Source organism: Vibrio amylolyticus (assembly GCF_023145695.1).
Lineage (GTDB): Bacteria > Pseudomonadota > Gammaproteobacteria > Enterobacterales > Vibrionaceae > Vibrio > Vibrio amylolyticus.
Genome location: NZ_JAJHVV010000017.1, coordinates 1 through 20,822, shown reverse-complemented (window position 1 = coordinate 20,822; position 20,822 = coordinate 1). Strand labels below are relative to the sequence as shown.

General features: G+C 43.6%; 21 protein-coding genes. 17 read left to right on the top strand and 4 right to left on the bottom strand.

Annotation, left to right across the window (positions count from 1 at the left end; all coding sequences use genetic code 11):
* Position 1 precedes the first annotated feature (1 nt).
* From KP803_RS20310 to glmU, 12 genes are all read left to right on the top strand, one after another.
* Positions 2–775: a ParA family protein gene (locus KP803_RS20310; protein ID WP_248010670.1), complete on the top strand. Its 774-nt coding sequence runs from the start codon at positions 2–4 to the stop codon at positions 773–775.
* Between the two features lie 25 nt (positions 776–800).
* Complete coding sequence (locus KP803_RS20305) at positions 801–1,706, top strand: ParB/RepB/Spo0J family partition protein (RefSeq protein WP_248010669.1); 906 nt, start codon at positions 801–803, stop codon at positions 1,704–1,706.
* Between the two features lie 149 nt (positions 1,707–1,855).
* Complete coding sequence (locus KP803_RS20300) at positions 1,856–2,260, top strand: ATP synthase subunit I (protein WP_248010668.1); 405 nt, start codon at positions 1,856–1,858, stop codon at positions 2,258–2,260.
* Positions 2,253–3,077 (top strand): F0F1 ATP synthase subunit A, encoded by an 825-nt coding sequence (gene atpB / locus KP803_RS20295; protein ID WP_248010667.1) that lies wholly within the window; start codon positions 2,253–2,255, stop codon positions 3,075–3,077. The genes KP803_RS20300 and atpB overlap by 8 nt, the downstream gene beginning before the upstream one ends.
* 69 nt (positions 3,078–3,146) lie before the next feature.
* Entirely contained in the window at positions 3,147–3,365 is a 219-nt protein-coding gene (atpE, locus tag KP803_RS20290) for a F0F1 ATP synthase subunit C (protein ID WP_017034377.1), read from the top strand.
* A 72-nt stretch (positions 3,366–3,437) separates the two neighbouring features.
* Positions 3,438–3,908: a F0F1 ATP synthase subunit B gene (atpF, locus tag KP803_RS20285; protein WP_248010666.1), complete on the top strand. Its 471-nt coding sequence runs from the start codon at positions 3,438–3,440 to the stop codon at positions 3,906–3,908.
* 14 nt (positions 3,909–3,922) lie between these two features.
* A complete protein-coding gene (locus KP803_RS20280; RefSeq protein WP_248010665.1) occupies positions 3,923–4,453 on the top strand; it encodes a F0F1 ATP synthase subunit delta in 531 nt (176 codons plus the stop codon).
* Positions 4,454–4,470: 17 nt separating this feature from the next.
* Complete coding sequence (gene atpA, locus KP803_RS20275) at positions 4,471–6,012, top strand: F0F1 ATP synthase subunit alpha (protein ID WP_248010664.1); 1,542 nt, start codon at positions 4,471–4,473, stop codon at positions 6,010–6,012.
* A gap of 35 nt (positions 6,013–6,047) precedes the next feature.
* On the top strand, positions 6,048–6,914 hold the full coding sequence (gene atpG / locus KP803_RS20270; RefSeq protein WP_248010663.1) for a F0F1 ATP synthase subunit gamma: 867 nt from the start codon (positions 6,048–6,050) through the stop codon (positions 6,912–6,914).
* A 30-nt stretch (positions 6,915–6,944) separates the two neighbouring features.
* The gene (atpD, locus tag KP803_RS20265; protein ID WP_248010662.1) at positions 6,945–8,348 is read left to right on the top strand and encodes a F0F1 ATP synthase subunit beta; all 1,404 of its coding nucleotides are present in this window, start codon (positions 6,945–6,947) and stop codon (positions 8,346–8,348) included.
* A 21-nt stretch (positions 8,349–8,369) separates the two neighbouring features.
* Complete coding sequence (locus KP803_RS20260) at positions 8,370–8,801, top strand: F0F1 ATP synthase subunit epsilon (RefSeq protein WP_248010661.1); 432 nt, start codon at positions 8,370–8,372, stop codon at positions 8,799–8,801.
* Between the two features lie 145 nt (positions 8,802–8,946).
* Positions 8,947–10,311: a bifunctional UDP-N-acetylglucosamine diphosphorylase/glucosamine-1-phosphate N-acetyltransferase GlmU gene (gene glmU / locus KP803_RS20255; RefSeq protein ID WP_248010660.1), complete on the top strand. Its 1,365-nt coding sequence runs from the start codon at positions 8,947–8,949 to the stop codon at positions 10,309–10,311.
* A 95-nt stretch (positions 10,312–10,406) separates the two neighbouring features.
* On the opposite strand, the gene KP803_RS20250 is transcribed toward glmU, so the two are convergent.
* Positions 10,407–11,150, bottom strand: a complete 744-nt coding sequence (locus KP803_RS20250; protein ID WP_248010659.1) for an amino acid ABC transporter permease — start codon at positions 11,148–11,150, stop codon at positions 10,407–10,409.
* A 93-nt stretch (positions 11,151–11,243) separates the two neighbouring features.
* On the opposite strand from KP803_RS20250, the gene KP803_RS20245 reads away from it, so the two are divergent.
* On the top strand, positions 11,244–12,020 hold the full coding sequence (locus KP803_RS20245) for a transporter substrate-binding domain-containing protein (RefSeq protein WP_248010658.1): 777 nt from the start codon (positions 11,244–11,246) through the stop codon (positions 12,018–12,020).
* Positions 12,021–12,093: 73 nt separating this feature from the next.
* On the opposite strand, the gene punC is transcribed toward KP803_RS20245, so the two are convergent.
* Complete coding sequence (punC, locus tag KP803_RS20240; RefSeq protein WP_248010657.1) at positions 12,094–13,296, bottom strand: purine nucleoside transporter PunC; 1,203 nt, start codon at positions 13,294–13,296, stop codon at positions 12,094–12,096.
* A 177-nt stretch (positions 13,297–13,473) separates the two neighbouring features.
* On the opposite strand from punC, the gene punR reads away from it, so the two are divergent.
* A complete protein-coding gene (gene punR / locus KP803_RS20235) occupies positions 13,474–14,376 on the top strand; it encodes a DNA-binding transcriptional activator PunR (protein ID WP_248010656.1) in 903 nt (300 codons plus the stop codon).
* 110 nt (positions 14,377–14,486) lie between these two features.
* Here the strand turns inward: punR and fadA are convergent, their stop codons facing one another.
* A complete protein-coding gene (gene fadA / locus KP803_RS20230) occupies positions 14,487–15,650 on the bottom strand; it encodes an acetyl-CoA C-acyltransferase FadA (RefSeq protein WP_248010655.1) in 1,164 nt (387 codons plus the stop codon).
* Between the two features lie 26 nt (positions 15,651–15,676).
* Positions 15,677–17,848 (bottom strand): fatty acid oxidation complex subunit alpha FadB, encoded by a 2,172-nt coding sequence (gene fadB / locus KP803_RS20225; RefSeq protein WP_248010654.1) that lies wholly within the window; start codon positions 17,846–17,848, stop codon positions 15,677–15,679.
* A 228-nt stretch (positions 17,849–18,076) separates the two neighbouring features.
* Here fadB and KP803_RS20220 point away from each other — a divergent pair, with 228 nt between their 5' ends.
* From KP803_RS20220 to hemG, 3 genes are read left to right on the top strand one after another with little or no spacing between them, the layout of a single operon-like run.
* Entirely contained in the window at positions 18,077–18,697 is a 621-nt protein-coding gene (locus KP803_RS20220) for a YigZ family protein (protein WP_248010653.1), read from the top strand.
* Positions 18,698–18,735: 38 nt separating this feature from the next.
* Positions 18,736–20,193: a TrkH family potassium uptake protein gene (locus KP803_RS20215; RefSeq protein ID WP_248010652.1), complete on the top strand. Its 1,458-nt coding sequence runs from the start codon at positions 18,736–18,738 to the stop codon at positions 20,191–20,193.
* An 11-nt stretch (positions 20,194–20,204) separates the two neighbouring features.
* Positions 20,205–20,729, top strand: coding sequence for a menaquinone-dependent protoporphyrinogen IX dehydrogenase (hemG, locus tag KP803_RS20210; RefSeq protein WP_248010651.1), 525 nt, complete (start codon positions 20,205–20,207; stop codon positions 20,727–20,729).
* The last annotated feature ends 93 nt before the right edge of the window (positions 20,730–20,822 follow it).

Below are 20,822 nucleotides of genomic sequence, written 5' to 3'. Positions count from 1 at the left end.
CGTGGGTAAAATTGTAGCAATAGCCAACCAAAAGGGTGGCGTAGGAAAAACAACAACGTGCATTAACTTAGCAGCGTCTATGGCCGCCACTAAGCGAAAAGTGCTCGTTATCGATCTTGATCCTCAAGGTAATGCTACGATGGCAAGTGGAGTGGACAAGTATCAGGTCGATGCCACAGCTTATGAATTATTAGTCGAAGATGTTCCTTTTGATGAAGTCGTCTGTAAAAAAACATCTGGGCACTATGACTTGATTGCTGCAAATGGTGATGTCACCGCCGCTGAAATTAAGCTCATGGAAGTGTTTGCACGCGAAGTTCGCTTGAAAAATGCACTGGCTTCGGTTCGTGATAACTATGATTTCATCTTTATCGATTGCCCACCATCCCTAAACCTTCTTACAATCAACGCTATGGCAGCAGCAGATTCTGTGCTTGTTCCTATGCAGTGTGAGTATTTTGCTCTGGAAGGGCTGACTGCACTGATGGATACCATTAGTAAGCTTGCAGCGGTAGTGAATGAGAACCTTAAGATCGAAGGGTTGCTGCGAACCATGTACGATCCAAGAAATCGACTTTCAAATGAAGTGTCAGATCAATTAAAAAAACATTTTGGCACGAAAGTCTATCGTACGGTTATCCCTCGAAATGTTCGTTTGGCTGAAGCGCCAAGTCACGGCAAGCCTGCAATGTACTACGACAAGTATTCTGCCGGAGCGAAAGCGTATTTAGCGCTCGCGGGTGAGATGCTTCGTCGAGATGAAGTCCCAGCATAAAAATATTTAAAAGGAATCTGCTGTTATGTCTAAACGTGGTTTAGGAAAAGGGCTGGATGCACTGCTTGCAACCAGTTCGTTAGCGCGAGAAAAACAGCATGTAGCTTCTCACAGCCAAGCTCTCTCTGCTGATGGTGAGCTTATAGAGCTCAATATAAATCAACTTAGACCGGGTGTTTATCAACCACGTAAAGACATGGCACCTGAGGCACTAGAAGAGCTAGCGGCGTCTATTCAGTCACAAGGCATTATTCAACCTATTGTGGTTCGCCAAGTTGATAGTGAACATTTTGAAATCATCGCAGGTGAAAGACGCTGGCGTGCGGCTCGACAAGCCGGATTAAAACGTGTTCCATGTTTGAATAAGAAAGTTGAAGATCGCGCGGCAATCGCGATGGCGTTAATTGAAAACATTCAACGTGAAGACCTTAACGCGATAGAAGAGGCGGAAGCACTAGAGCGTCTGCAAGATGAGTTTACTTTAACGCACCAACAGGTCGCTGAGGTTATCGGTAAGTCACGTACGACGGTCAGTAATCTACTGCGCCTCAATCAGCTTGAAACGGACGTGAAAAACTTAGTGGCAAGTAAAGAGCTAGAAATGGGACATGCACGTGCGCTTCTGGTTCTTGAAGGTGAAGAACAAGCGAGTGTTGCTTCCGAAGTGGCTAAGAAAAGGCTTACAGTGCGTCAGACTGAAGCGTTAGTTAAGAAGCTGCAGTCTAAGTCAGATGAAAGCTCTGTAGAGCCAGTAATGGCCTTGTCAGGCGAAGCGGAATCGCAACTAGAAACACTTTCACAACAGTTTGAATCGAAGGTGAATGTTGCGCTGGGTAAGTCGGGAAAAGGCAAGGTTCAGATCGATTTTGAGAGCCAAGACCACTTACACAAAATCTTACATTTGTTAACTAAAGGTCAGAGCACCTCCTAGTTCACAGAATAGAATTCAAGTTTATGGAGATAAGGGGATAACAGTTGTGTTTTACTCCTGTCTCTATATACTTTTGAAGCTTTTTTTTACTGAGATAGAGACGTTTCTTTGTTCTCGATCAGTAAATAATACTAAAACAGGTGCTTTTGATGTTTATTTCAAATTTAAGCGAAAAAGGGAAAGTAGCTTTTAAAGTAGTCCACTTTCAGCTTTTGTTTGTGATGATTGTCGGGGGCTTAACATATGTGCAGTGTGGAGACGAGGCAGCTCGCTTTATTCTTAAAGGCGGAATGATCGCGGTTCTAGGTAACTACATATATGCTCTGTTTGCCTTCATCCCTAATGATGATGCTGATGGTTCTGTACTACTTGGTTTTATTTTTATCGGATGGGCATTAAAACTGGTGGTAACCATCATTTTGTTTATTTTAGTTTTTTCCGTAACGGAGTTTCTACGTCCAGGAGCTTTCTTTACCGGATATAAACTGACTCTACTGATGTTTTGGCTTGCCCCTATTTTATTTTTTTCAAAAAATGGGATTAACCATGGCTGATACTCCGCAGGAATACATTCAGCACCACCTCACTAACGCTAAAGTTTGTGTTGTTGATGGCAGCATTGCCACAAACTATGGCTGTGCTGAAGCTGGATTCTGGACCCTACACTGGGACTCTCTATTGGTCTCTGCACTTCTGGGTTCGCTATTTTTGTGGTTGTTCTATCGGGTTGGAAAAAACGCAACCACAGGCACCCCTGGAAAATTACAATGCTTCGTCGAAATGGTCGTTGAACAGGTCGATGAAATTGTAAAAGGTGCTTTTCATGGACGTGATAAGTTAGTCGCACCATTAGCTTTAACTCTTTTCTGTTGGATTCTTTTAATGAATACAATGGACTTGATACCGGTCGACTTTATCCCTCAACTAATGCACTTAGCTGGATTTGAATACTTCAAGGTTGTACCTACGGTAGACTTGAATACCACTTTAGCGATGGCAATAGGCGTTCTTATACTTACCGTGGCATACATGATTAAGTACAAGGGCTTTAAGGGATTTGTGAAGGAATTTACGCTGCACCCGATTAATAATAAAGCGTTAATACCTTTTAACTTGGTCCTGGAAACTGTCTCATTATTTGCAAAACCAGTCTCATTATCACTACGTTTGTACGGCAACATGTACTCAGGTGAACTTATCTTTATCCTGATCGCAGTTACCTATACTGCAGGCGCGGTTCTTGGCGGACTTGGTGTTATTGCACATATTATTTGGGCCATTTTCCACATTTTAGTTATCGTGCTACAAGCCTTTATCTTTACGATGCTGACGATCGTTTATCTCAGCATGGCAAGTAACGATTCACACTAAAACAAAAAATTTACTTATTTATAAATGATAGGTTATAGCCTATCTCAATATTTCATTTCGGAGATTATTATGGAAATTTATTTCGTTGTAGCTTTACTACTAGGTATGTGTGCAATCGCGACTGGCTTCGGCTTCGCAATTCTAGGCGGTAAGTTCCTTGAGTCTGTTGCTCGTCAACCAGAAATGGCTCCAGTGCTACAAACAAATATGTTCATTCTAGCGGGTCTACTTGATGCTGTTCCAATGATCGGTGTTGGTATCTCTATGTACATGCTGTTCGCATTGTAAGAAACCCTTTTTCTTATTTACTCTACGTCGTTTCGCATTAGCGAAACATTAAAAGAATAAAGGAGGGTCATTGTGAATATCAATGCAACTCTGCTAGGTCAAGCAATAGCATTTACATTGTTTGTTTGGTTCTGCATGAAGTACGTGTGGCCACCATTGATCGCAGCAATTGAAGAGCGCCAGAAGAAAATCTCTGAAGGTTTAGAGTCTGCTGAACGTGCTGACAAAGCGTTACAGCTAGCACAACACAGTGCAGCAGATCAGTTAAAGGATGCTAAGCAAGAAGCGCTTGGAATTATTGAGCTTGCAAATAAACGCAAAACTCAAATTCTGGACGAAGCTCGTCAAGAAGCGATGCAAGAGCGTGAACATGTACTTGCTCAAGGTAAAGCTGAGTTAGAAGCTGAAACTTTACGTGCTCGTAACGAACTACAAAAAGATGTTGCTTCTCTAGCTATTCTTGGTGCTGAGAAAATCATCGAGCGTTCGATTGATCCAGCTGCTCATCAAGACATACTTGATAGTATTTCTGCGAAGCTATAAGGGAGGGCGTCAGTATGTCTGGTTTGACAACTATTGCTCGTCCTTATGCTAAGGCTGCGTTTGGCTACGCAAGTGATAATAGTGCGGTTGACCAATGGTCAAGTATGCTTGAACTTGCGAAAACCCTTTCTCTAGCTCCTGAGTTAGAGAAAGCGGCGTTACGCCTTCAGCCTGAACAATTGATGCAATTGTATTTCGATGTAGCGGGTGAGTACTTCGATGAGCCTTTACAGAACTTCTTAAAGGTTATTATCGAAAATCGTCGTACTTCAGCGTTAAGTGATATCTATCAGCAGTTTCAACTGCTTTCCGCAGAAGCGTTAAATGTGAAAGAAGTAACAGTAACGACTTCATTTGAATTAAGTGAAGCACAGCTAGCAGAGCTAGTTAAGTCGCTTGAAAAACACTTTGATTGCAGCGTGAAAATGAACTGTTTAGTCGACAGTGAGTTGATAGGTGGTGCGGTGATTAGATCTGGCGATACTGTGCTAGATAACTCACTCGTTAGTCGTATTAATCGTCTTAAAGACGTTATTAAGTCATAACTTAGGGAATTTGAGCAATGCAACTTAATTCCACGGAAATTAGCGCGCTGATCAGACAACGTATTGAACAATTCAATGTTGTATCTGAAGCGCGCAATGAAGGTACTATCGTATCTGTAAGCGATGGTATTCTTAGCATCCACGGTCTTGAAGACGTGATGCAAGGTGAAATGATTGAACTTCCAGGCGGTCGTTACGCTCTAGCTCTTAACTTGAATCGTGATTCAGTTGGTGCTGTTGTAATGGGTCCTTATACCGGTCTTCGTGAAGGTATGAAAGTAACGGGTACTGGTCGTATCCTAGAAGTTCCAGTAGGTCCTGAATTACTTGGTCGTGTTGTAAATACACTGGGTGAGCCAATTGATGGTAAAGGTCCTATTCCAGCTAAAATGACTTCACCGATCGAAGTGATTGCACCTGGTGTAATCGATCGTAAGTCAGTTGATCAGCCTGTTCAAACTGGTTACAAATCAGTTGATGCGATGATCCCAATCGGCCGTGGCCAGCGTGAGCTAGTTATCGGTGACCGTCAGACTGGTAAAACAGCAATGGCGATCGATGCGATCATCAACCAGAAAGACTCTGGTATTTTCTCTGTTTACGTTGCTATTGGTCAGAAAGCTTCAACCATCGCTAACGTGGTTCGTAAGCTTGAAGAGCACGGTGCACTTGCAAACACAATCATTGTTGTTGCATCTGCTTCTGAATCAGCAGCACTGCAATACCTAGCGCCTTACGCTGGTTGTGCAATGGGTGAATACTTCCGTGACCGCGGCGAAGATGCTTTGATCGTTTATGATGATCTTACTAAGCAAGCGGTAGCGTATCGTCAAATTTCACTACTGCTAAAACGTCCACCAGGCCGTGAAGCATTCCCTGGTGATGTTTTCTACCTCCACTCTCGTCTACTAGAGCGTGCTGCTCGTGTTAGCGAAGCGTACGTAGAAAAGTTCACTAACGGTGAAGTAAAAGGTAAGACCGGTTCTCTAACGGCTCTACCTATTATCGAAACACAAGCTGGTGACGTATCTGCATTCGTACCGACTAACGTAATTTCGATTACTGATGGTCAGATTTTCCTACAATCAGAACTATTTAACGCTGGTGTTCGCCCGGCGGTAGACCCAGGTATCTCGGTATCTCGTGTTGGTGGTTCTGCACAAACGAAAATCATTAAAAAGCTTTCTGGTGGTATTCGTACCGCACTTGCACAATATCGTGAACTTGCAGCCTTCGCTCAGTTCTCATCAGATCTTGATGAAGCAACGAAGAAGCAGCTAGACCACGGTCAGAAAGTTACCGAATTGATGAAGCAGAAACAGTACGCTCCTATGTCTGTATTTGATCAGTCTCTATCTATTTATGCTGCTGAACGTGGCTATTTAGAAGATGTAGAGCTGAACAAGATTCTAGATTTTGAAGCTGCTCTACTATCGTATGCTCACGCTCAGTATTCAGATTTTGTTACTGAGATCAACAAGACGGGTGCTTACAACAAAGACATCGAAGCTCAACTTAAAAAGTTAGCTGATGACTTCAAAGCAACCCAAACTTGGTAATTACAACCTAGTTTTGTAGTTAACGGAGAGTAACGATGGCCAATTCAAAAGAAATTCGTAGCAAGATTGGTAGTGTTAAAAGCACTCAGAAAATCACTAAAGCTATGGAAATGGTTGCCGCTTCTAAAATGCGTCGTACTCAAGACGCAATGGAAGGCCCACGCCCATATGCTGAAATTATACGTAAGGTCATTGGTCATTTAGCCCACGGTACTTTGGAATATAAGCATCCATATTTACTGGAACGTGAGGCTAAGCGTGTTGGGTATGTTGTTATCTCTACTGATCGTGGTTTGTGTGGCGGCTTGAACATTAACTTGTTCAAGCAGGCAGTCACCGAAATGAACGATTGGTCTGAGAAAGGTGTTGATGTTGAACTATCTGTAATTGGTTCGAAAGCAACATCTTATTTCAATAGCATTGGTGCAAACATCGTCGCACAGACATCAGGACTTGGGGATTCTCCTTCTCTTGATGATCTGATCGGCTCTATCAACGTCATGTTACAGAAGTATCAAGACGGAGAAATTGACCGTTTGTACCTGGTGTTCAATGAGTTTGTTAACTCAATGACCCAGCAACCAAAAATTGATCAATTAATACCTTTGCCTAAATCACTTTGTGAAGATGAACAGTTTACTCACGCATGGAGTTACATGTTTGAGTCTGATCAGAAGGTTCTACTAAACACGTTGATGGCTCGCTACGTTGAGTCTCAAGTATACCAAGGTGTTGTAGAGAACTTAGCATGTGAAATGGCTGCTCGTATGGTTGCTATGAAAGCAGCATCAGACAATGCCGGCGATTTGATCGAAGAGCTAGAGCTTGTGTACAACAAAGCCCGTCAAACGGCGATTACCCAAGAGCTATCTGAAATCGTATCAGGTGCATCAGCAGTTTAATTTAGGTAAAACAAATTTAGAGGATTAACGATGGCTACAGGTAAGATCGTACAGATCATCGGAGCAGTAGTCGACGTAGAGTTCCCACAGAGTGACGTTCCAAACGTTTACGACGCTCTGAATGTAACTGAATCGAAAGAGCGTTTGGTTCTTGAAGTTCAGCAACAACTTGGCGGTGGCGTTATTCGCGCAATCGTAATGGGTAGCTCAGATGGTTTACGTCGTGGCGTAACAGTAGAAAATACTGGTGCTCCAATCTCAGTACCAGTAGGTACTAAGACCCTAGGTCGAATCATGAACGTTCTTGGCGACGCTATTGACGAGTGTGGTGAAATCGGTGCGGAAGAGAATTACTCTATCCACCGTGCAGCACCAAGCTACGAAGAGTTGTCGAACGCTTCTGAACTATTAGAAACAGGCGTGAAAGTAATCGACCTAATTTGTCCATTCGCTAAGGGTGGTAAAATCGGTCTATTCGGTGGTGCTGGTGTAGGTAAGACCGTTAACATGATGGAACTTATCAACAACATCGCACTACAGCACTCAGGTCTGTCAGTATTTGCGGGCGTTGGTGAGCGTACTCGTGAAGGTAACGATTTCTACTACGAGATGCAGGAAGCCGGTGTTGTAAACATCGAGAACCCTGAAGAATCAAAAGTAGCAATGGTTTACGGTCAAATGAACGAGCCACCAGGAAACCGTCTACGTGTTGCCCTGACTGGTCTAACAATGGCAGAGCGTTTCCGTGACGAAGGTCGTGATGTACTTCTGTTTATTGATAACATTTACCGTTATACACTTGCAGGTACAGAGGTTTCGGCTCTCCTAGGTCGTATGCCATCTGCGGTAGGTTACCAGCCAACACTTGCTGAAGAAATGGGTGTTCTACAAGAACGTATCACGTCAACTAAATCTGGCTCTATCACGTCTGTACAGGCGGTATACGTACCAGCGGATGACTTGACTGACCCTTCTCCAGCAACAACGTTTGCTCACTTGGATGCAACAGTTGTACTTAACCGTAATATCGCAGCTATGGGTCTTTACCCTGCGATTGACCCGTTAGATTCAACGTCTCGTCAACTTGATCCACTTGTTGTTGGTCAAGAGCACTACGACATTGCACAAAACGTTCAGCAAACACTTCAGCGTTATAAAGAGCTGAAAGACATCATTGCAATTCTAGGTATGGACGAGCTTTCTGAAGCAGATAAGCAAGTTGTATCTCGTGCACGTAAGATTGAGCGTTTCTTAACTCAGCCTTACCACGTTGCTGAAGTCTTTACTGGCGACCCTGGCGTATACGTATCTCTTAGCGAGACACTACGTGGCTTCAAAGGTCTTCTAGCTGGCGAATACGATGATATTCCAGAGCAAGCGTTCATGTACTGCGGTACGATTGACGATGCACTAGAGAACGCGAAGAAGCTATAATAGAGTCTTACAGGAGGCGTTATGACAGCATTAACATCAGTAAGCTTCCATTTGGATGTGGTGAGTGCGGAAGACCGAATTTATTCGGGACAAGCTCGTAGCATTCAAATTTCAGGTGAGAAAGGTGATCTTGGTGTTTTAGCGGGACATACTCCGCTACTTACTACGATTCGCCCTGGTATGGTTCGCATTGTGTCTAAGAAAGGTGATGAAGAGATTATTTATCTTTCTGGCGGTATTTTAGAAGTACAAGCCCACGATGTAACTATTTTGGCAGACACTGCAGTTCGTGGTCAGGATCTTGACCAAGCGAAAGCAGAAGAAGCGAAACGCCGCGCCGAAGAGCTAGTTAACCAACCTTCGGGTGACGTTGACTTTGCTAAGGCATCAGCAGAGCTGGCGAAAGCTGTTGCTCAGTTGAAAGTCATTGAACTGGTGAACAGACGTCGCTAATCATTAGCTTCGTTTAGTATAAAAGGCAGCCTAACCGCTGCCTTTTTTGTTGCTTTTTTTATAAAGTTGACATTGCTATTTAACTATTCAGCGAGAAATAGCTAGAATAATCACTTAAATAAAAAATATTACAGTAGGTTAGGGAATGAAATTTAGTGCGGTAATTCTTGCTGCGGGTAAAGGAACCCGTATGTATTCAAAGATGCCCAAGGTATTGCACACATTGGCAGGTAAGCCGATGGTGAAGCATGTGATTGATACATGTAACAGTCTAGGTGCTCAAAATATTCATTTGGTTTATGGCCACGGTGGCGAGCAGATGCAATCGGCTCTTAAGGAAGAATCTGTTAGCTGGGTGCTGCAAGCGGATCAACTTGGTACCGGTCATGCGGTTGATCAAGCCTCTCCTCAATTTGATGACAATGAAAAAGTATTGGTACTATACGGAGATGTGCCCCTAATCTCTGAAGAAACGGTTGAAAGCTTGCTTGATGCGCAGCCTAATGGTGGTATTGCACTATTAACGGTCGTACTTGACAACCCGATGGGATATGGCCGTATCGTGCGCCGTAATGGTCCTGTTATTGCGATCGTTGAGCAAAAAGATGCAACCGATGAGCAGAAACTTATTAAAGAGATCAACACCGGTGTGATGGTTGCAACAGGTGGTGATTTGAAGCGCTGGCTTTCGGGTTTGAATAACCAGAATGCGCAAGGCGAATATTACTTAACAGATGTGATTGCTGCGGCTCATAGTGAAGGTCGTGCGGTAGAAGCCGTTCATCCAGTAAACCCAATTGAAGTCGAAGGGGTTAACGACCGCTCCCAACTTGCTCGACTAGAGCGTGCTTACCAATCAATGCAGGCTCAAAAGCTACTTGAGCAGGGCGTGATGTTACGCGATCCGTCCCGTTTTGATTTACGTGGTGAATTGCAGTGCGGAATGGACGTAGAAATTGATACGAACGTTATTATTGAAGGTAATGTTTCTATCGGTGATAACGTCGTTATTGGTACAGGCTGTGTACTGAAAGATTGTGAAATCGATGATAATTCGATTGTCCGACCTTACAGTGTGATTGAAGGTGCGACGGTAGGTGAAGAGTGTACTGTCGGCCCGTTTACTCGTCTACGCCCTGGCGCAGAGCTTAAAAATGATGCTCATGTTGGTAACTTCGTTGAAGTGAAAAATACGTCTATTGGCGAGGGTTCTAAAGCGAACCACCTAACGTATTTAGGTGATGCTCAAATTGGCCAGCGTGTGAATGTCGGCGCAGGTGTGATTACATGTAATTACGACGGTGCAAATAAATTCAAGACCACCATTGGTGACGATGTTTTTGTTGGTTCTGATTGCCAGTTGATTGCTCCAGTGATGATTTCAGATGGTGCAACAGTTGGGGCGGGAACGACACTAACGAAAGATGTCGCTCAAGGTGAACTTGTTATTACTCGTGCGAAAGAACGTAAAGTTTCTGATTGGCAGCGTCCGGCTAAAATCAAAAAATAGTTTTATATAATCTATAAAAGGGTTGGTTCAATGCCAACCCTTTTATTTTTTGGAATATTCATACCTAGAATGTTAAGACTTAGGAGATTAGAGGGTCAATTCTGTGGAATTGCGATGCGTCTTTCTAACCAACGCACTGCTTGAGACACGCAGAGTATCAATACTAGATATTCCAACACGAGAAAAGTGTAGATCTCTAGAGGTAAGTACTCATTAACCACTAACTCGTTAGCTCTTCGAGTTAAGTCACTCAAACCAATCACACTGACTAATGACGACATTTTAAGAATATAAACGAATTGATTTCCAAGTGGTGGCAATATCAGACGAAATGCTTGGGGGAAAATGACCAATTGCATTTTTTGCCAATAGTTGAGCCCTAATGCTTCCGCTGCTTCATGTTGTCCTTTATTGATGGATTGAATCCCACCTCGAAACACCTCCGCCATGAAGGCACTTTCAGCGATGGTTAATGCAATGACACCTGCCCAGAAATGATTAAGAGAGATATCAAGTAACGTTGGCATGCCGTAGTAGACCCATAAAAGTAGGACCAATACAGGAATAGAACGAATGGATTCAACATACACTCTATTGAAAGCCCGTAGGTAAATGTTACTAGACAATGCAGGGAGCGCAACAATTAGCCCAATGAGCATAGCAAAAACCATGCTCAACAGTGATACGTTGATCGTGTCATAAAATCCAGCAGTTAAGAACTTTAGGTTGGTCTGCCCTTGGGTTGTCGTTGGATCTAAGATGTACCAACCCCACTGGTAATCAGTGCACCCGGTGAGTAGCAAAGCTATCAATAGTGCCGCAAGTGTACGAAGGTTCACACAATTCTCCATATTGGCTAAATAAATCCTTTTGTTACTGCTATGTTATCAATGATGTAGCATAAAACGTAAACAATTTTAAGGATAATGAAAATGAAGAAGATCGCGTTGCTGTTTGGGATGTGTTTACTGTCTTTAAATGTTGCAGCTGCTGATATTAGTCGGTTGCAGGATATTTTGAATACGGGGGTGTTAAAGGTAGGTACGACTGGTGATTGGAATCCAATGACGATGAAGGATCCTGCCACCAACAGTTACCGCGGGTTTGATATTGATGTGACGACAGAGCTAGCAAAAGACCTTGGTGTGAAAGTGGAATATGTAGCAACCGATTGGAAGACATTGGTCAATGGTATTACAGCCGGAAAGTATGACATTACAGGTAGTGCTTCACTGAATATGTCTCGCGCTAAAGTCGCTGGATATAGCCAACCCTATTTTTACCTTGCCTTTGTTCCGGTCGTGCAGAAGAAAGATTTAGGGAAATTCTCTGATTGGGCTGATTTTGATAACGTTGATATTAAAGTGGCGGCAACGCTAGGTACTGTCCAAGAAAAAATGGTGAAAGAGTTTTTTCCTTCAGCCCAGCATGTGGTGATTGAAGCACCTGCTCGAGATTTTCAAGAGCTACTAGCAAAGCGAGCAGACGTCTCAGTGACCTCGAATGTTGAAGCAGCAACCTTGGTGGAGAAATTTCAGCAGTTAGCCATTGTTCCCGTTAAAGAACCTCGAAAACCAACTCCTATCGCTATGCTGTTACCACAAAATGATCAGGTTTGGATTAACTACATTAACCATTGGGTTGAGCTCAAAAAGACCCAAGGCTTCTTCCATAAGACGGCACAAAAGTGGGGCTTAACGAGTCTATAGTAGCGTAATGTAACGCTTATCTATTCTCTCTTATTTGCAATAAAAAGCGCCGCAATTGTGCGGCGTTCTCGTGTTATTTATCTCTCACAACTCTTGCATTATCTGGCGCTCTAAAATGCTTAGAGAGCTGCTTGTTTGAAATGATATAACCCACCCATAAACCTAAAGTACAGATAATGATAGCAATACCCGTCGCCGATTGAGCTTGGCTCGCCATCGCGGCAACCAGTGCACTCGCTGCGCTACTGACGCTGATTTGAATGCTGTTTTGTAATCCGGCAGCCGTCGCTGGGCTTTTCTTTGCACTGGATAGTGCTCTGTTGACTACGATTGGATAAAGGGCGCCATTGGCAACGGCAATCAAACAAAATGGCGTCAAGATTGGCCAGATTGAACTGAGCTGCCACTGTGATGCAATGAACACGAGGAGAGTTGCGATGCTAAATAGTCCAATTAACTGCTTAAGTACTCTTTCGTCACCGTGTTTTTTCACTAGGGCTTTGCCTAGATAGCCACCAATCATAAAGGCAAGGGTCTGAGGGACGAAGCTCAAGCCGATGTCTTTAGCTGAATAGCCAAGTTGGGACATGATCTCTGGCATACCCGTCAGGTAAGCAAAAAAGGCGGCAGAAGCTGTTGCAAACATGATGACGTTACCAAGGTAGGTCTTTGAGCTAAAAAGCGCTTTGATGTCACTGCCCATTGACGAGGGCTTCATCTCTTTTTCCTGTTTTGGCTGCCCTAGCGTAACAGCGACTAACATTGCTCCCATTAACGTTAAAGCGATGAAGATACTATGCCAGCCAAAGTGATTGGCAAGCACGACTCCCAACTGTGGTGCTAGTGCTGGTGAGAGTGCCACTAACGGCATTATGGTCGCAAATATCTGCTGGCTGGTTTTAGAAGGGTACTGTTTTATCACCATTGCTTGCCAAATAACGGCAGGAGCGCAAACACCAAAAGCCTGAACAAAGCGGAGTGTCAGTAATTGCCAAACTTGATCACTAAAAGCGAGACCAAAAGAAGCCATAGTAAATAGAGCAAGACCCGCAGCAAGCGTGGTTCTATGGCCGAATTTATCACTTGCTAGCCCCCAAAGTAGCTGACCGACCGCCATACCGACTAAAAATATAGTCAGAGAGAGAGCGATTTGTTCAGGACCCGTAGCAAAGTCGGATTCCATGATTTTAAAGGCTGGCAGGTACATATCGGTTGCAATAAAGCCAAGCGTTGAAAGAGCAGCCAAATAAATTAGCTGAAATTTAGAAACGTTCATAGTTTTCCTATAAGAATGGTTTACCATTCAAAAAATTTAATCGATTACTTATATCATCTGATGGGCAGGTGTTTCGTCTTAACGTTACCTACCTATTTGGTGGGTATTCTATTTTTGGCATTAAAGAAAATAAAACGCTAAAATTGTTAGTTATGAATCAAAAAATTTGATAGATAAATGTTCTCTAAATCTTCCCTCGAAATGATCGATACCGTTGCACGCCTTGGTAGCTTTACCGCTGCGGCAGAACTACTGCACAAAGTCCCTTCTGCGATAAGCTATGGCGTACGTCAGGTTGAGCAGGATTTGGACGTACTATTATTTAGGCGCTTGCCAAGGAAAGTTGAACTGACACCTGCGGGTGAGTTATTTGTTGCAGAAGCACGAGTGATGTTGCGTCAGATGGAAGAGATCAAGTTACAGACCAAGCGAGCGGCCCATGGCTGGAAAACAACGCTTAAGCTCACGCTGGATAACGTCGTCAGGCTAGATCAAATGAAACCGTTGATAGAAGACTTTTATTCCACCTTTGAGTTTGCTGAGTTGCAAATCAATATGGAGGTTTTTAATGGTTCGTGGGAAGCGATTTCTCAGGGGAGAGCCGATATCGTCATTGGTGCAACTTCTGCCATTCCTGTTGGTGGAGAATTTGGCGTCAAAGACATGGGCATTCTTGATTGGGCGTTTGTCATGTCGCCTAGTCATCCATGCGTAAAAGAGCAGACATTAACGGAAGAGTTTGTTAGCCAATATCCAGCTATTTGTTTAGATGATACTTCTAGTGTTTTACCTAAGCGACATACGGTCCATTACCCTAAGCAGAGGCGGTTATTGTTACCCAACTGGTACAGTGCCATAGAGTGCATTAAGAGTGGGGTGGGTGTTGGCTACATGCCACGTCATATTGCACAACCTTTGATTATTGAAGGGCTATTGGTAGAAAAAACGTTAGATGAAGAGAAACCTTTAAGCCAGTGCTGCTTGGTTTGGCGTAAAGATGATAATCATCGCTTAATCAAGTGGATGGTGGATTACTTGGGGTCGAGTGAAAAACTTCATCGGGAGTGGCTGAAAGCTTAAACATTCTTACTTTACGTATATCGCTGTAAATAGAAAAAATGCCAGTATGGGGAGCACTGGCATTTTTATTTGGCTATTTTTCAGCAGCACCTTAATACTGATGAAGGGCGCTAAGGGCGTTCAAAAACGGTTGCAATACCTTGCCCTAAACCAATACACATGGTGGCTAGACCATACTTAGCCTCTTTCGCTTCCATTAGGTTAATAAGCGTTGTTGAAATGCGAGAGCCTGAGCAACCAAGAGGGTGGCCTAACGCAATCGCGCCACCATTTAAGTTAACCTTCTCCTCAACGACATCAAGAAGGCCAAGATCTTTCGCACATGGAAGAGATTGCGCTGCAAATGCTTCGTTTAGCTCTACCACTCCCATATCTTCAATACTTAACCCAGCACGTTTCAGTGCTTTTTGCGTAGCGGGTACCGGCCCGTAGCCCATGATAGAAGGGTCGCAGCCGGCAATTGCCATTGATTTTATTCGAGCACGAATTTTTAGGCCGAGAGCATTGGCTTTCTCTTCACTCATGATCAGCATGGCAGAAGCACCATCAGACAGGGCAGAAGAAGTCCCCGCGGTTACCGTGCCATTGGCAGGGTCAAAGACAGGGCGAAGCTTTGATAAGCCTTCAACAGTCGTCTCTGGGCGAATGACTTCATCGTAGTCGAGTGTGAATAGAGACCCATCTTCCGCGTGAGCTTCAGTTGGCAGGATCTCATTCTTGAATCGACCTTCCACAGTTGCAGCTTGAGCGAGTCTGTGAGAGCGAGCAGCAAAGGCATCTTGGTCTTCACGGCTAATTCCATGTATCTTGCCTAGCATTTCAGCGGTCAGCCCCATCATACCGGCGGCTTTTGCGACTGTTTTAGACATACCCGGGTGGAAATCGACACCGTGTGTCATCGGCACATGGCCCATATGTTCAACACCGCCAATTAGGCAAATCTCAGAATCGCCGACCATAATTGAACGTGCGGCATCATGCAGAGCTTGCATCGATGAACCACATAAACGGTTTACTGTTACGGCTCCAATTTCTATTGGCAGACCCGCGAGAAGCGCGGCGTTACGCGCGACGTTAAAGCCTTGTTCAAGTGTTTGTTGTACACAACCCCAGTAGATATCTTCAATTTCTGAAGGGTTAACTTCAGGGTTGCGCTCTAAAATGCCTTTCATCAAATGCGCAGAGAGATCCTCAGCACGAGTGTGACGGAAAGCTCCACCTTTGGAGCGTCCCATTGGGGTACGAAGGCAATCAACAATAACTACATTATTCATTTTGCTATTCCTTTTCCAAATGTGGGTTATAACGAACTAACTTGTTGTGCACCGTAAAAGCTTTCGCCTTTCGCTGCCATATCAAGTAGTAGTTGAGGAACTTGGTACATAGCACCAAGATCTTGATAGCCTTTTGCTATTTCGACAAAACGGCTAATGCCCACACTGTCTAAGTAACGGAATACGCCGCCTCTAAATGGAGGGAAGCCTAAACCGTAAACCAGTGCCATGTCGGCTTCTTGTGGTGAAGCGATAATGCCTTCTTCCAAACAAAGTACGACTTCATTGATCATTGGAATCATCACACGTTGGATAATGGTTTGATCATCAAACTCTTGTGGTACGCTGCATACATCCGCTAATACAGGCACAATCTCTTCAGAGAATGTTTTCTTCGGGCGACCACGCTTATCAACGCTGTAACTATAGAAGCCGCTACCATTTTTCTGACCGTATTTATTCGCATCAAACAGAGCATCAATAGCATCTCGACCTTCTTTTCCCATTCGCTCAGGAAAACCTTGCGCCATGACTGCTTGTGCGTGATGAGCGGTATCTATACCAACCACATCCAGCAAATAGGCCGGTCCCATTGGCCAGCCGAATTGACGTTCCATTACCTTGTCGATTTTAGTGAAATCCGCACCATCACGAAGAAGCATGCTGAAGCCACCAAAATATGGGAATAGAACACGGTTAACAAAGAAGCCAGGGCAATCATTGACGACAATCGGGGATTTACCCATCTTTGCAGCGTAGGCAACGACGCGATTAATGGTTTCATCGGAGGTGTGTTCACCGCGAATGATTTCTACTAGGGGCATACGATGCACAGGGTTAAAGAAGTGCATGCCACAGAAGTTTTCTGGACGTTTGAGTGATTTAGCTAATAAATTGATTGGAATTGTAGACGTGTTTGATGTGATTACTGCATTATCACCAACGTGTGTTTCTACTTCACTCAGCACCGCTGCTTTTATTTTTGGGTTTTCTACCACAGCTTCAACAATAACATCAGACTGTTCAATACCCGCATAGTGAAGGCTTGGTGTAATGGAGGCTAAAATGCCTGCCATCTTGAAGCCATCGAGTCGTCCACGAGATAAACGTTTATTAAGCAGTTTTGATGCTTCAGTCATACCTAAATCTAGTGAAGGTTGGGCGATGTCCTTCATTAAGACAGGAACGCCTTTCAATGCTGATTGGTAAGCGATACCGCCACCCATGATCCCGGCACCTAATACTGCTGCGCGCTTGGTCTCTTTATTCGCTGACTTTTCAGCCTTTTTAGCTAGGCCTTTAATGTACTGATCATTAAGAAACAGGCCAACGAGTGATTTTGCTTCTTCAGACTTCGCGAGTTTCACAAACAGTTGGCGTTCAATGTCTAGCGCATCATCGCGATTGCTGCGTGCAGCTTTTTCAATCGCAATAACCGCGGTCATTGGTGCAGGGTAGTGTGGCCCCGCTTTTTGAGCAACCAAACCTTTTGCCATGGTGAAACTCATCATCGCTTCTAGCTTGCTTAGTGAAAGCGCAGAGGCTTTTTGTTGACGGCGCTGTTTCCAGTCTAGCTCTTCGTTAGCAGCTAATAAGACGGTATTCATGGCGGACTGAGTTAACTGCTCAGACTCTACGATGGCATCAAGTAGCCCAATCTTGAGAGCTTCATCGGCACGACATGCTTTACCTTGAGTGATGATCTCCATTGCGCTATCTGCACCAATTACACGGGGTAGTCGCACACAGCCACCAAAGCCAGGCATGATGCCTAGTTTTGTTTCTGGGAGACCTATGCTGGTGGTTTTGTCGCCTATACGGAAATCAGTAGCAAGTACACACTCACATCCGCCACCAAGAGTATGGCCTTTTAGAGCGGAGAGTGTAGGGAATGGTAGATCTTCTAGTTTGCTAAATATGTCGTTAGCAAAACGTAGCCACTGATCCAGTTCTTGATCGGTTTTTGCAAACAGGCCTAGAAATTCGGTGATGTCGGCACCAACGATAAAAGTGTCTTTATCAGAGGTTAGGATCAACCCTTTAACATCTGATTGTACTTTCAAGGCGTCAAGCGCTTCATTAAGCGACTCTAATGTTGCTAAATCTAATTTATTGACAGAATTGGGAGCACAGAAGCTGAGCTCAGCGATTCCATTCTCATGTTTCTTTACCTGTAGGGTGTTGGCTTGGTAAATCATTGTCTATCTCCGTGACATGCAATCTAAGACGGCGTGTGAGAGTTATTGTTTTAATTTGTATGATTGTGAATCTGGTTTGACCAGTTTTTTTAGTTTGTACCCTAGATTGAATATTTTCAATACATTTTTCAAACAAGTGTTTAACATTGTGTATCTGTGCAGATCGTTGCCACCTTTAAAAGGCGCTCGTGGTACACTAGATAGCTGCCTTCTATACAATACAAGCCTATGAATGACTTACCTTATTTAATCCCTGAAAGCTCTGTTGAGTTTCAAGAAGAGATAAAGAAGAGTGTTTTTATTACTCAGCTTGCTCATACACCCAGTATAGAAGCAGCCAAAGCCTTTATAGAGTCAGTCAAAAAGCAGCATTCAAGTGCTAGGCATAACTGCTGGGGTTTTGTCGCGGGTAGGCCTGAAGATTCGATGAAGTGGGGCTTTAGTGACGATGGTGAACCTTCTGGTACTGCGGGGAAACCAATATTGGCACAGCTCTCTGGATCGGGTGTTGGCGAAATGTCAGCAGTTGTAACTCGATACTCTGGCGGGATTAAGTTGGGTACGGGCGGTTTAGTTAAAGCGTATGGTGGCGGAGTGCAACAAGCACTAAAGCAGCTTCAAACTATCGAGAAAAAAATAACCATAAATTTGCAGCTAGAGTTAGACTATGCTTTCTTGCCGATTGCGCAGTCTTTATTCGCGCAGTATCAGGCTATAGAGATTGATGCTAAATACAGTGATCATATCGTCTTGATGATTGAGATAGAGCAACGGGTCGTGAATGACTTTACTCAGAATGTCATTAATAAAAGTGGTGCAAAGGCAATTGTCACACCATTATCTAGATAATTAGGAAGTCAGAAGCTTAGCTTCATCTATATATAACCATGCAATTTCGATCGATTATCCGAATAGTCGGATTACTGCTCGCTCTCTTTAGCGTCTCTATGTTAGCACCAGCACTTGTCGCGTTACTGTATCGAGATGGTGCTGGTGTTCCGTTTGTTACCACTTTTTTTGTACTGCTTTTCTGCGGTACCGCTTGCTGGTTTCCTAATAGACACCATAAACAAGAGCTGAAAGCTCGCGATGGCTTTTTGATTGTTGTTCTATTTTGGACGGTAATTGGCAGTGCTGGCTCTATTCCATTTCTTATTGCTGACAATCCCAATGTTTCGGTTACCGATGCTTTTTTTGAATCCTTCTCTGCGTTAACCACGACAGGGGCAACGGTTATTGTTGGTCTTGATGATCTACCTAAAGCGATTTTGTTCTATCGCCAAATACTGCAATGGTTTGGTGGTATGGGGATCATCGTTTTAGCAGTTGCTATCTTACCGGTACTCGGTATCGGTGGAATGCAACTCTACCGCGCAGAAATCCCGGGGCCAGTAAAAGACAGCAAAATGACACCAAGGATTGCAGAGACAGCAAAAGCGCTCTGGTATATCTATTTAAGCTTAACGATAGCGTGTGCAACCGCGTACTGGTTTGCCGGTATGACTCCTTTCGATGCGATAAGTCATAGTTTCTCAACGATTGCTATTGGTGGTTTCTCTACTCACGATGCGAGCATAGGCTATTTTGATAGCCATGCGATCAATATGATTACTGTTGTTTTTCTTTTGATATCGGCATGTAACTACTCACTTCACTTTGCGGCCTTTGCTTCTGGTGGTGTTCACCCAAAATACTATTGGAAAGATCCTGAATTTCGCGCATTTATCGGTATTCAGTCTCTGTTATTCTTCGTCTGTTTCTTGATTTTGCTGAATCATCATACTTACGACTCTATATATGATGCGTTTGACCAAGCACTCTTCCAAACAGTATCAATTTCGACCACTGCGGGCTTTACCACGACCGGATTCTCAGAATGGCCGCTCTTTTTACCCGTGTTGCTGCTGTTCTCTTCTTTTATTGGAGGATGTGCGGGGTCGACAGGTGGCGGAATGAAAGTCATTCGAATACTGCTATTAACCCTTCAAGGTGCGCGTGAAATGAAACGTTTAGTGCACCCAAGAGCGGTATATACCATTAAAGTTGGTGGAACTGCTCTATCTCAACGGGTCGTTGATGCTGTGTGGGGATTCTTCTCTGCCTATGCGTTGGTTTTTGTCGTTTGTATGTTGGCATTAATCGCTACTGGAATGGATGAACTAAGTGCGTTCTCTGCGGTAGCGGCAACGTTAAATAACTTAGGCCCAGGGTTGGGTGAGGTCTCTGTTCACTTTGGTGACGTAAATGATAACGCCAAGTGGGTACTGATTGTGTCAATGCTATTCGGCCGTTTGGAAATTTTCACTCTTCTTATATTACTCACTCCGACATTTTGGCGTAGTTAAGGACAAATTAAATGAAAGCTCTATTTTTACATTCAAGCCAAGATGGTCAAACCAAGAAAATACTGCATTATATTGAACAAGAGCTGTCGCTAGACGAGTGTGATACGAAAGATATCCACCAATTGGGCATTATCGACTTTACACAATACGACCGCATTCTTATTGGTGCTTCTATTCGATATGGTCACCTCAATAAAAAACTTTATCAGTTTATTGAGAAGAACAAATCTGCGTTGGATGAATCAAAAGTCGCTTTCTTTTGTGTCAACTTGACAGCGAGAAAAGAAGATCAAGGCAAAGACACACCAGAAGGGAGTGCCTATATAAAGACGTTTCTAAAGAAATCACCTTGGACTCCTTCACTTATAGGTGTATTTGCGGGTGCTCTTTATTACCCGCGCTATAAATGGTTCGACCGAGTGATGATTCGTTTTATTATGAAAATTACTGGTGGAGAAACAGATACGACAAAAGAAGTTGAGTATACAAACTGGAAAAAAGTCTCTTTGTTTGCAGATAAATTCAAAAATATGTAGATAAAATAGGCTTTTTTGACGGTTTTGCTTTGTTTTTAATCGAATGACCTGTTTTTTTAAGAAAAGTATTAAAAAACACTTGCGCTATGATCG

What these genes read in the sequence shown, in the direction of transcription:
- KP803_RS20305 (WP_248010669.1), top strand. Translation starts at nt 801, where the DNA reads ATGTCTAAACGTGGTTTAGGAAAAGGGCTGGATGCACTGCTTGCAACC.
- KP803_RS20300 (WP_248010668.1), top strand. Translation starts at nt 1,856, where the DNA reads ATGTTTATTTCAAATTTAAGCGAAAAAGGGAAAGTAGCTTTTAAAGTA.
- atpB (WP_248010667.1), top strand. Translation starts at nt 2,253, where the DNA reads ATGGCTGATACTCCGCAGGAATACATTCAGCACCACCTCACTAACGCT.
- atpE (WP_017034377.1), top strand. Translation starts at nt 3,147, where the DNA reads ATGGAAATTTATTTCGTTGTAGCTTTACTACTAGGTATGTGTGCAATC.
- KP803_RS20280 (WP_248010665.1), top strand. Translation starts at nt 3,923, where the DNA reads ATGTCTGGTTTGACAACTATTGCTCGTCCTTATGCTAAGGCTGCGTTT.
- atpA (WP_248010664.1), top strand. Translation starts at nt 4,471, where the DNA reads ATGCAACTTAATTCCACGGAAATTAGCGCGCTGATCAGACAACGTATT.
- atpG (WP_248010663.1), top strand. Translation starts at nt 6,048, where the DNA reads ATGGCCAATTCAAAAGAAATTCGTAGCAAGATTGGTAGTGTTAAAAGC.
- atpD (WP_248010662.1), top strand. Translation starts at nt 6,945, where the DNA reads ATGGCTACAGGTAAGATCGTACAGATCATCGGAGCAGTAGTCGACGTA.
- KP803_RS20260 (WP_248010661.1), top strand. Translation starts at nt 8,370, where the DNA reads ATGACAGCATTAACATCAGTAAGCTTCCATTTGGATGTGGTGAGTGCG.
- glmU (WP_248010660.1), top strand. Translation starts at nt 8,947, where the DNA reads ATGAAATTTAGTGCGGTAATTCTTGCTGCGGGTAAAGGAACCCGTATG.
- KP803_RS20245 (WP_248010658.1), top strand. Translation starts at nt 11,244, where the DNA reads ATGAAGAAGATCGCGTTGCTGTTTGGGATGTGTTTACTGTCTTTAAAT.
- punC (WP_248010657.1), bottom strand. Translation starts at nt 13,296, where the DNA reads ATGAACGTTTCTAAATTTCAGCTAATTTATTTGGCTGCTCTTTCAACG.
- punR (WP_248010656.1), top strand. Translation starts at nt 13,474, where the DNA reads ATGTTCTCTAAATCTTCCCTCGAAATGATCGATACCGTTGCACGCCTT.
- fadA (WP_248010655.1), bottom strand. Translation starts at nt 15,650, where the DNA reads ATGAATAATGTAGTTATTGTTGATTGCCTTCGTACCCCAATGGGACGC.
- fadB (WP_248010654.1), bottom strand. Translation starts at nt 17,848, where the DNA reads ATGATTTACCAAGCCAACACCCTACAGGTAAAGAAACATGAGAATGGA.
- KP803_RS20220 (WP_248010653.1), top strand. Translation starts at nt 18,077, where the DNA reads ATGAATGACTTACCTTATTTAATCCCTGAAAGCTCTGTTGAGTTTCAA.
- KP803_RS20215 (WP_248010652.1), top strand. Translation starts at nt 18,736, where the DNA reads ATGCAATTTCGATCGATTATCCGAATAGTCGGATTACTGCTCGCTCTC.
- hemG (WP_248010651.1), top strand. Translation starts at nt 20,205, where the DNA reads ATGAAAGCTCTATTTTTACATTCAAGCCAAGATGGTCAAACCAAGAAA.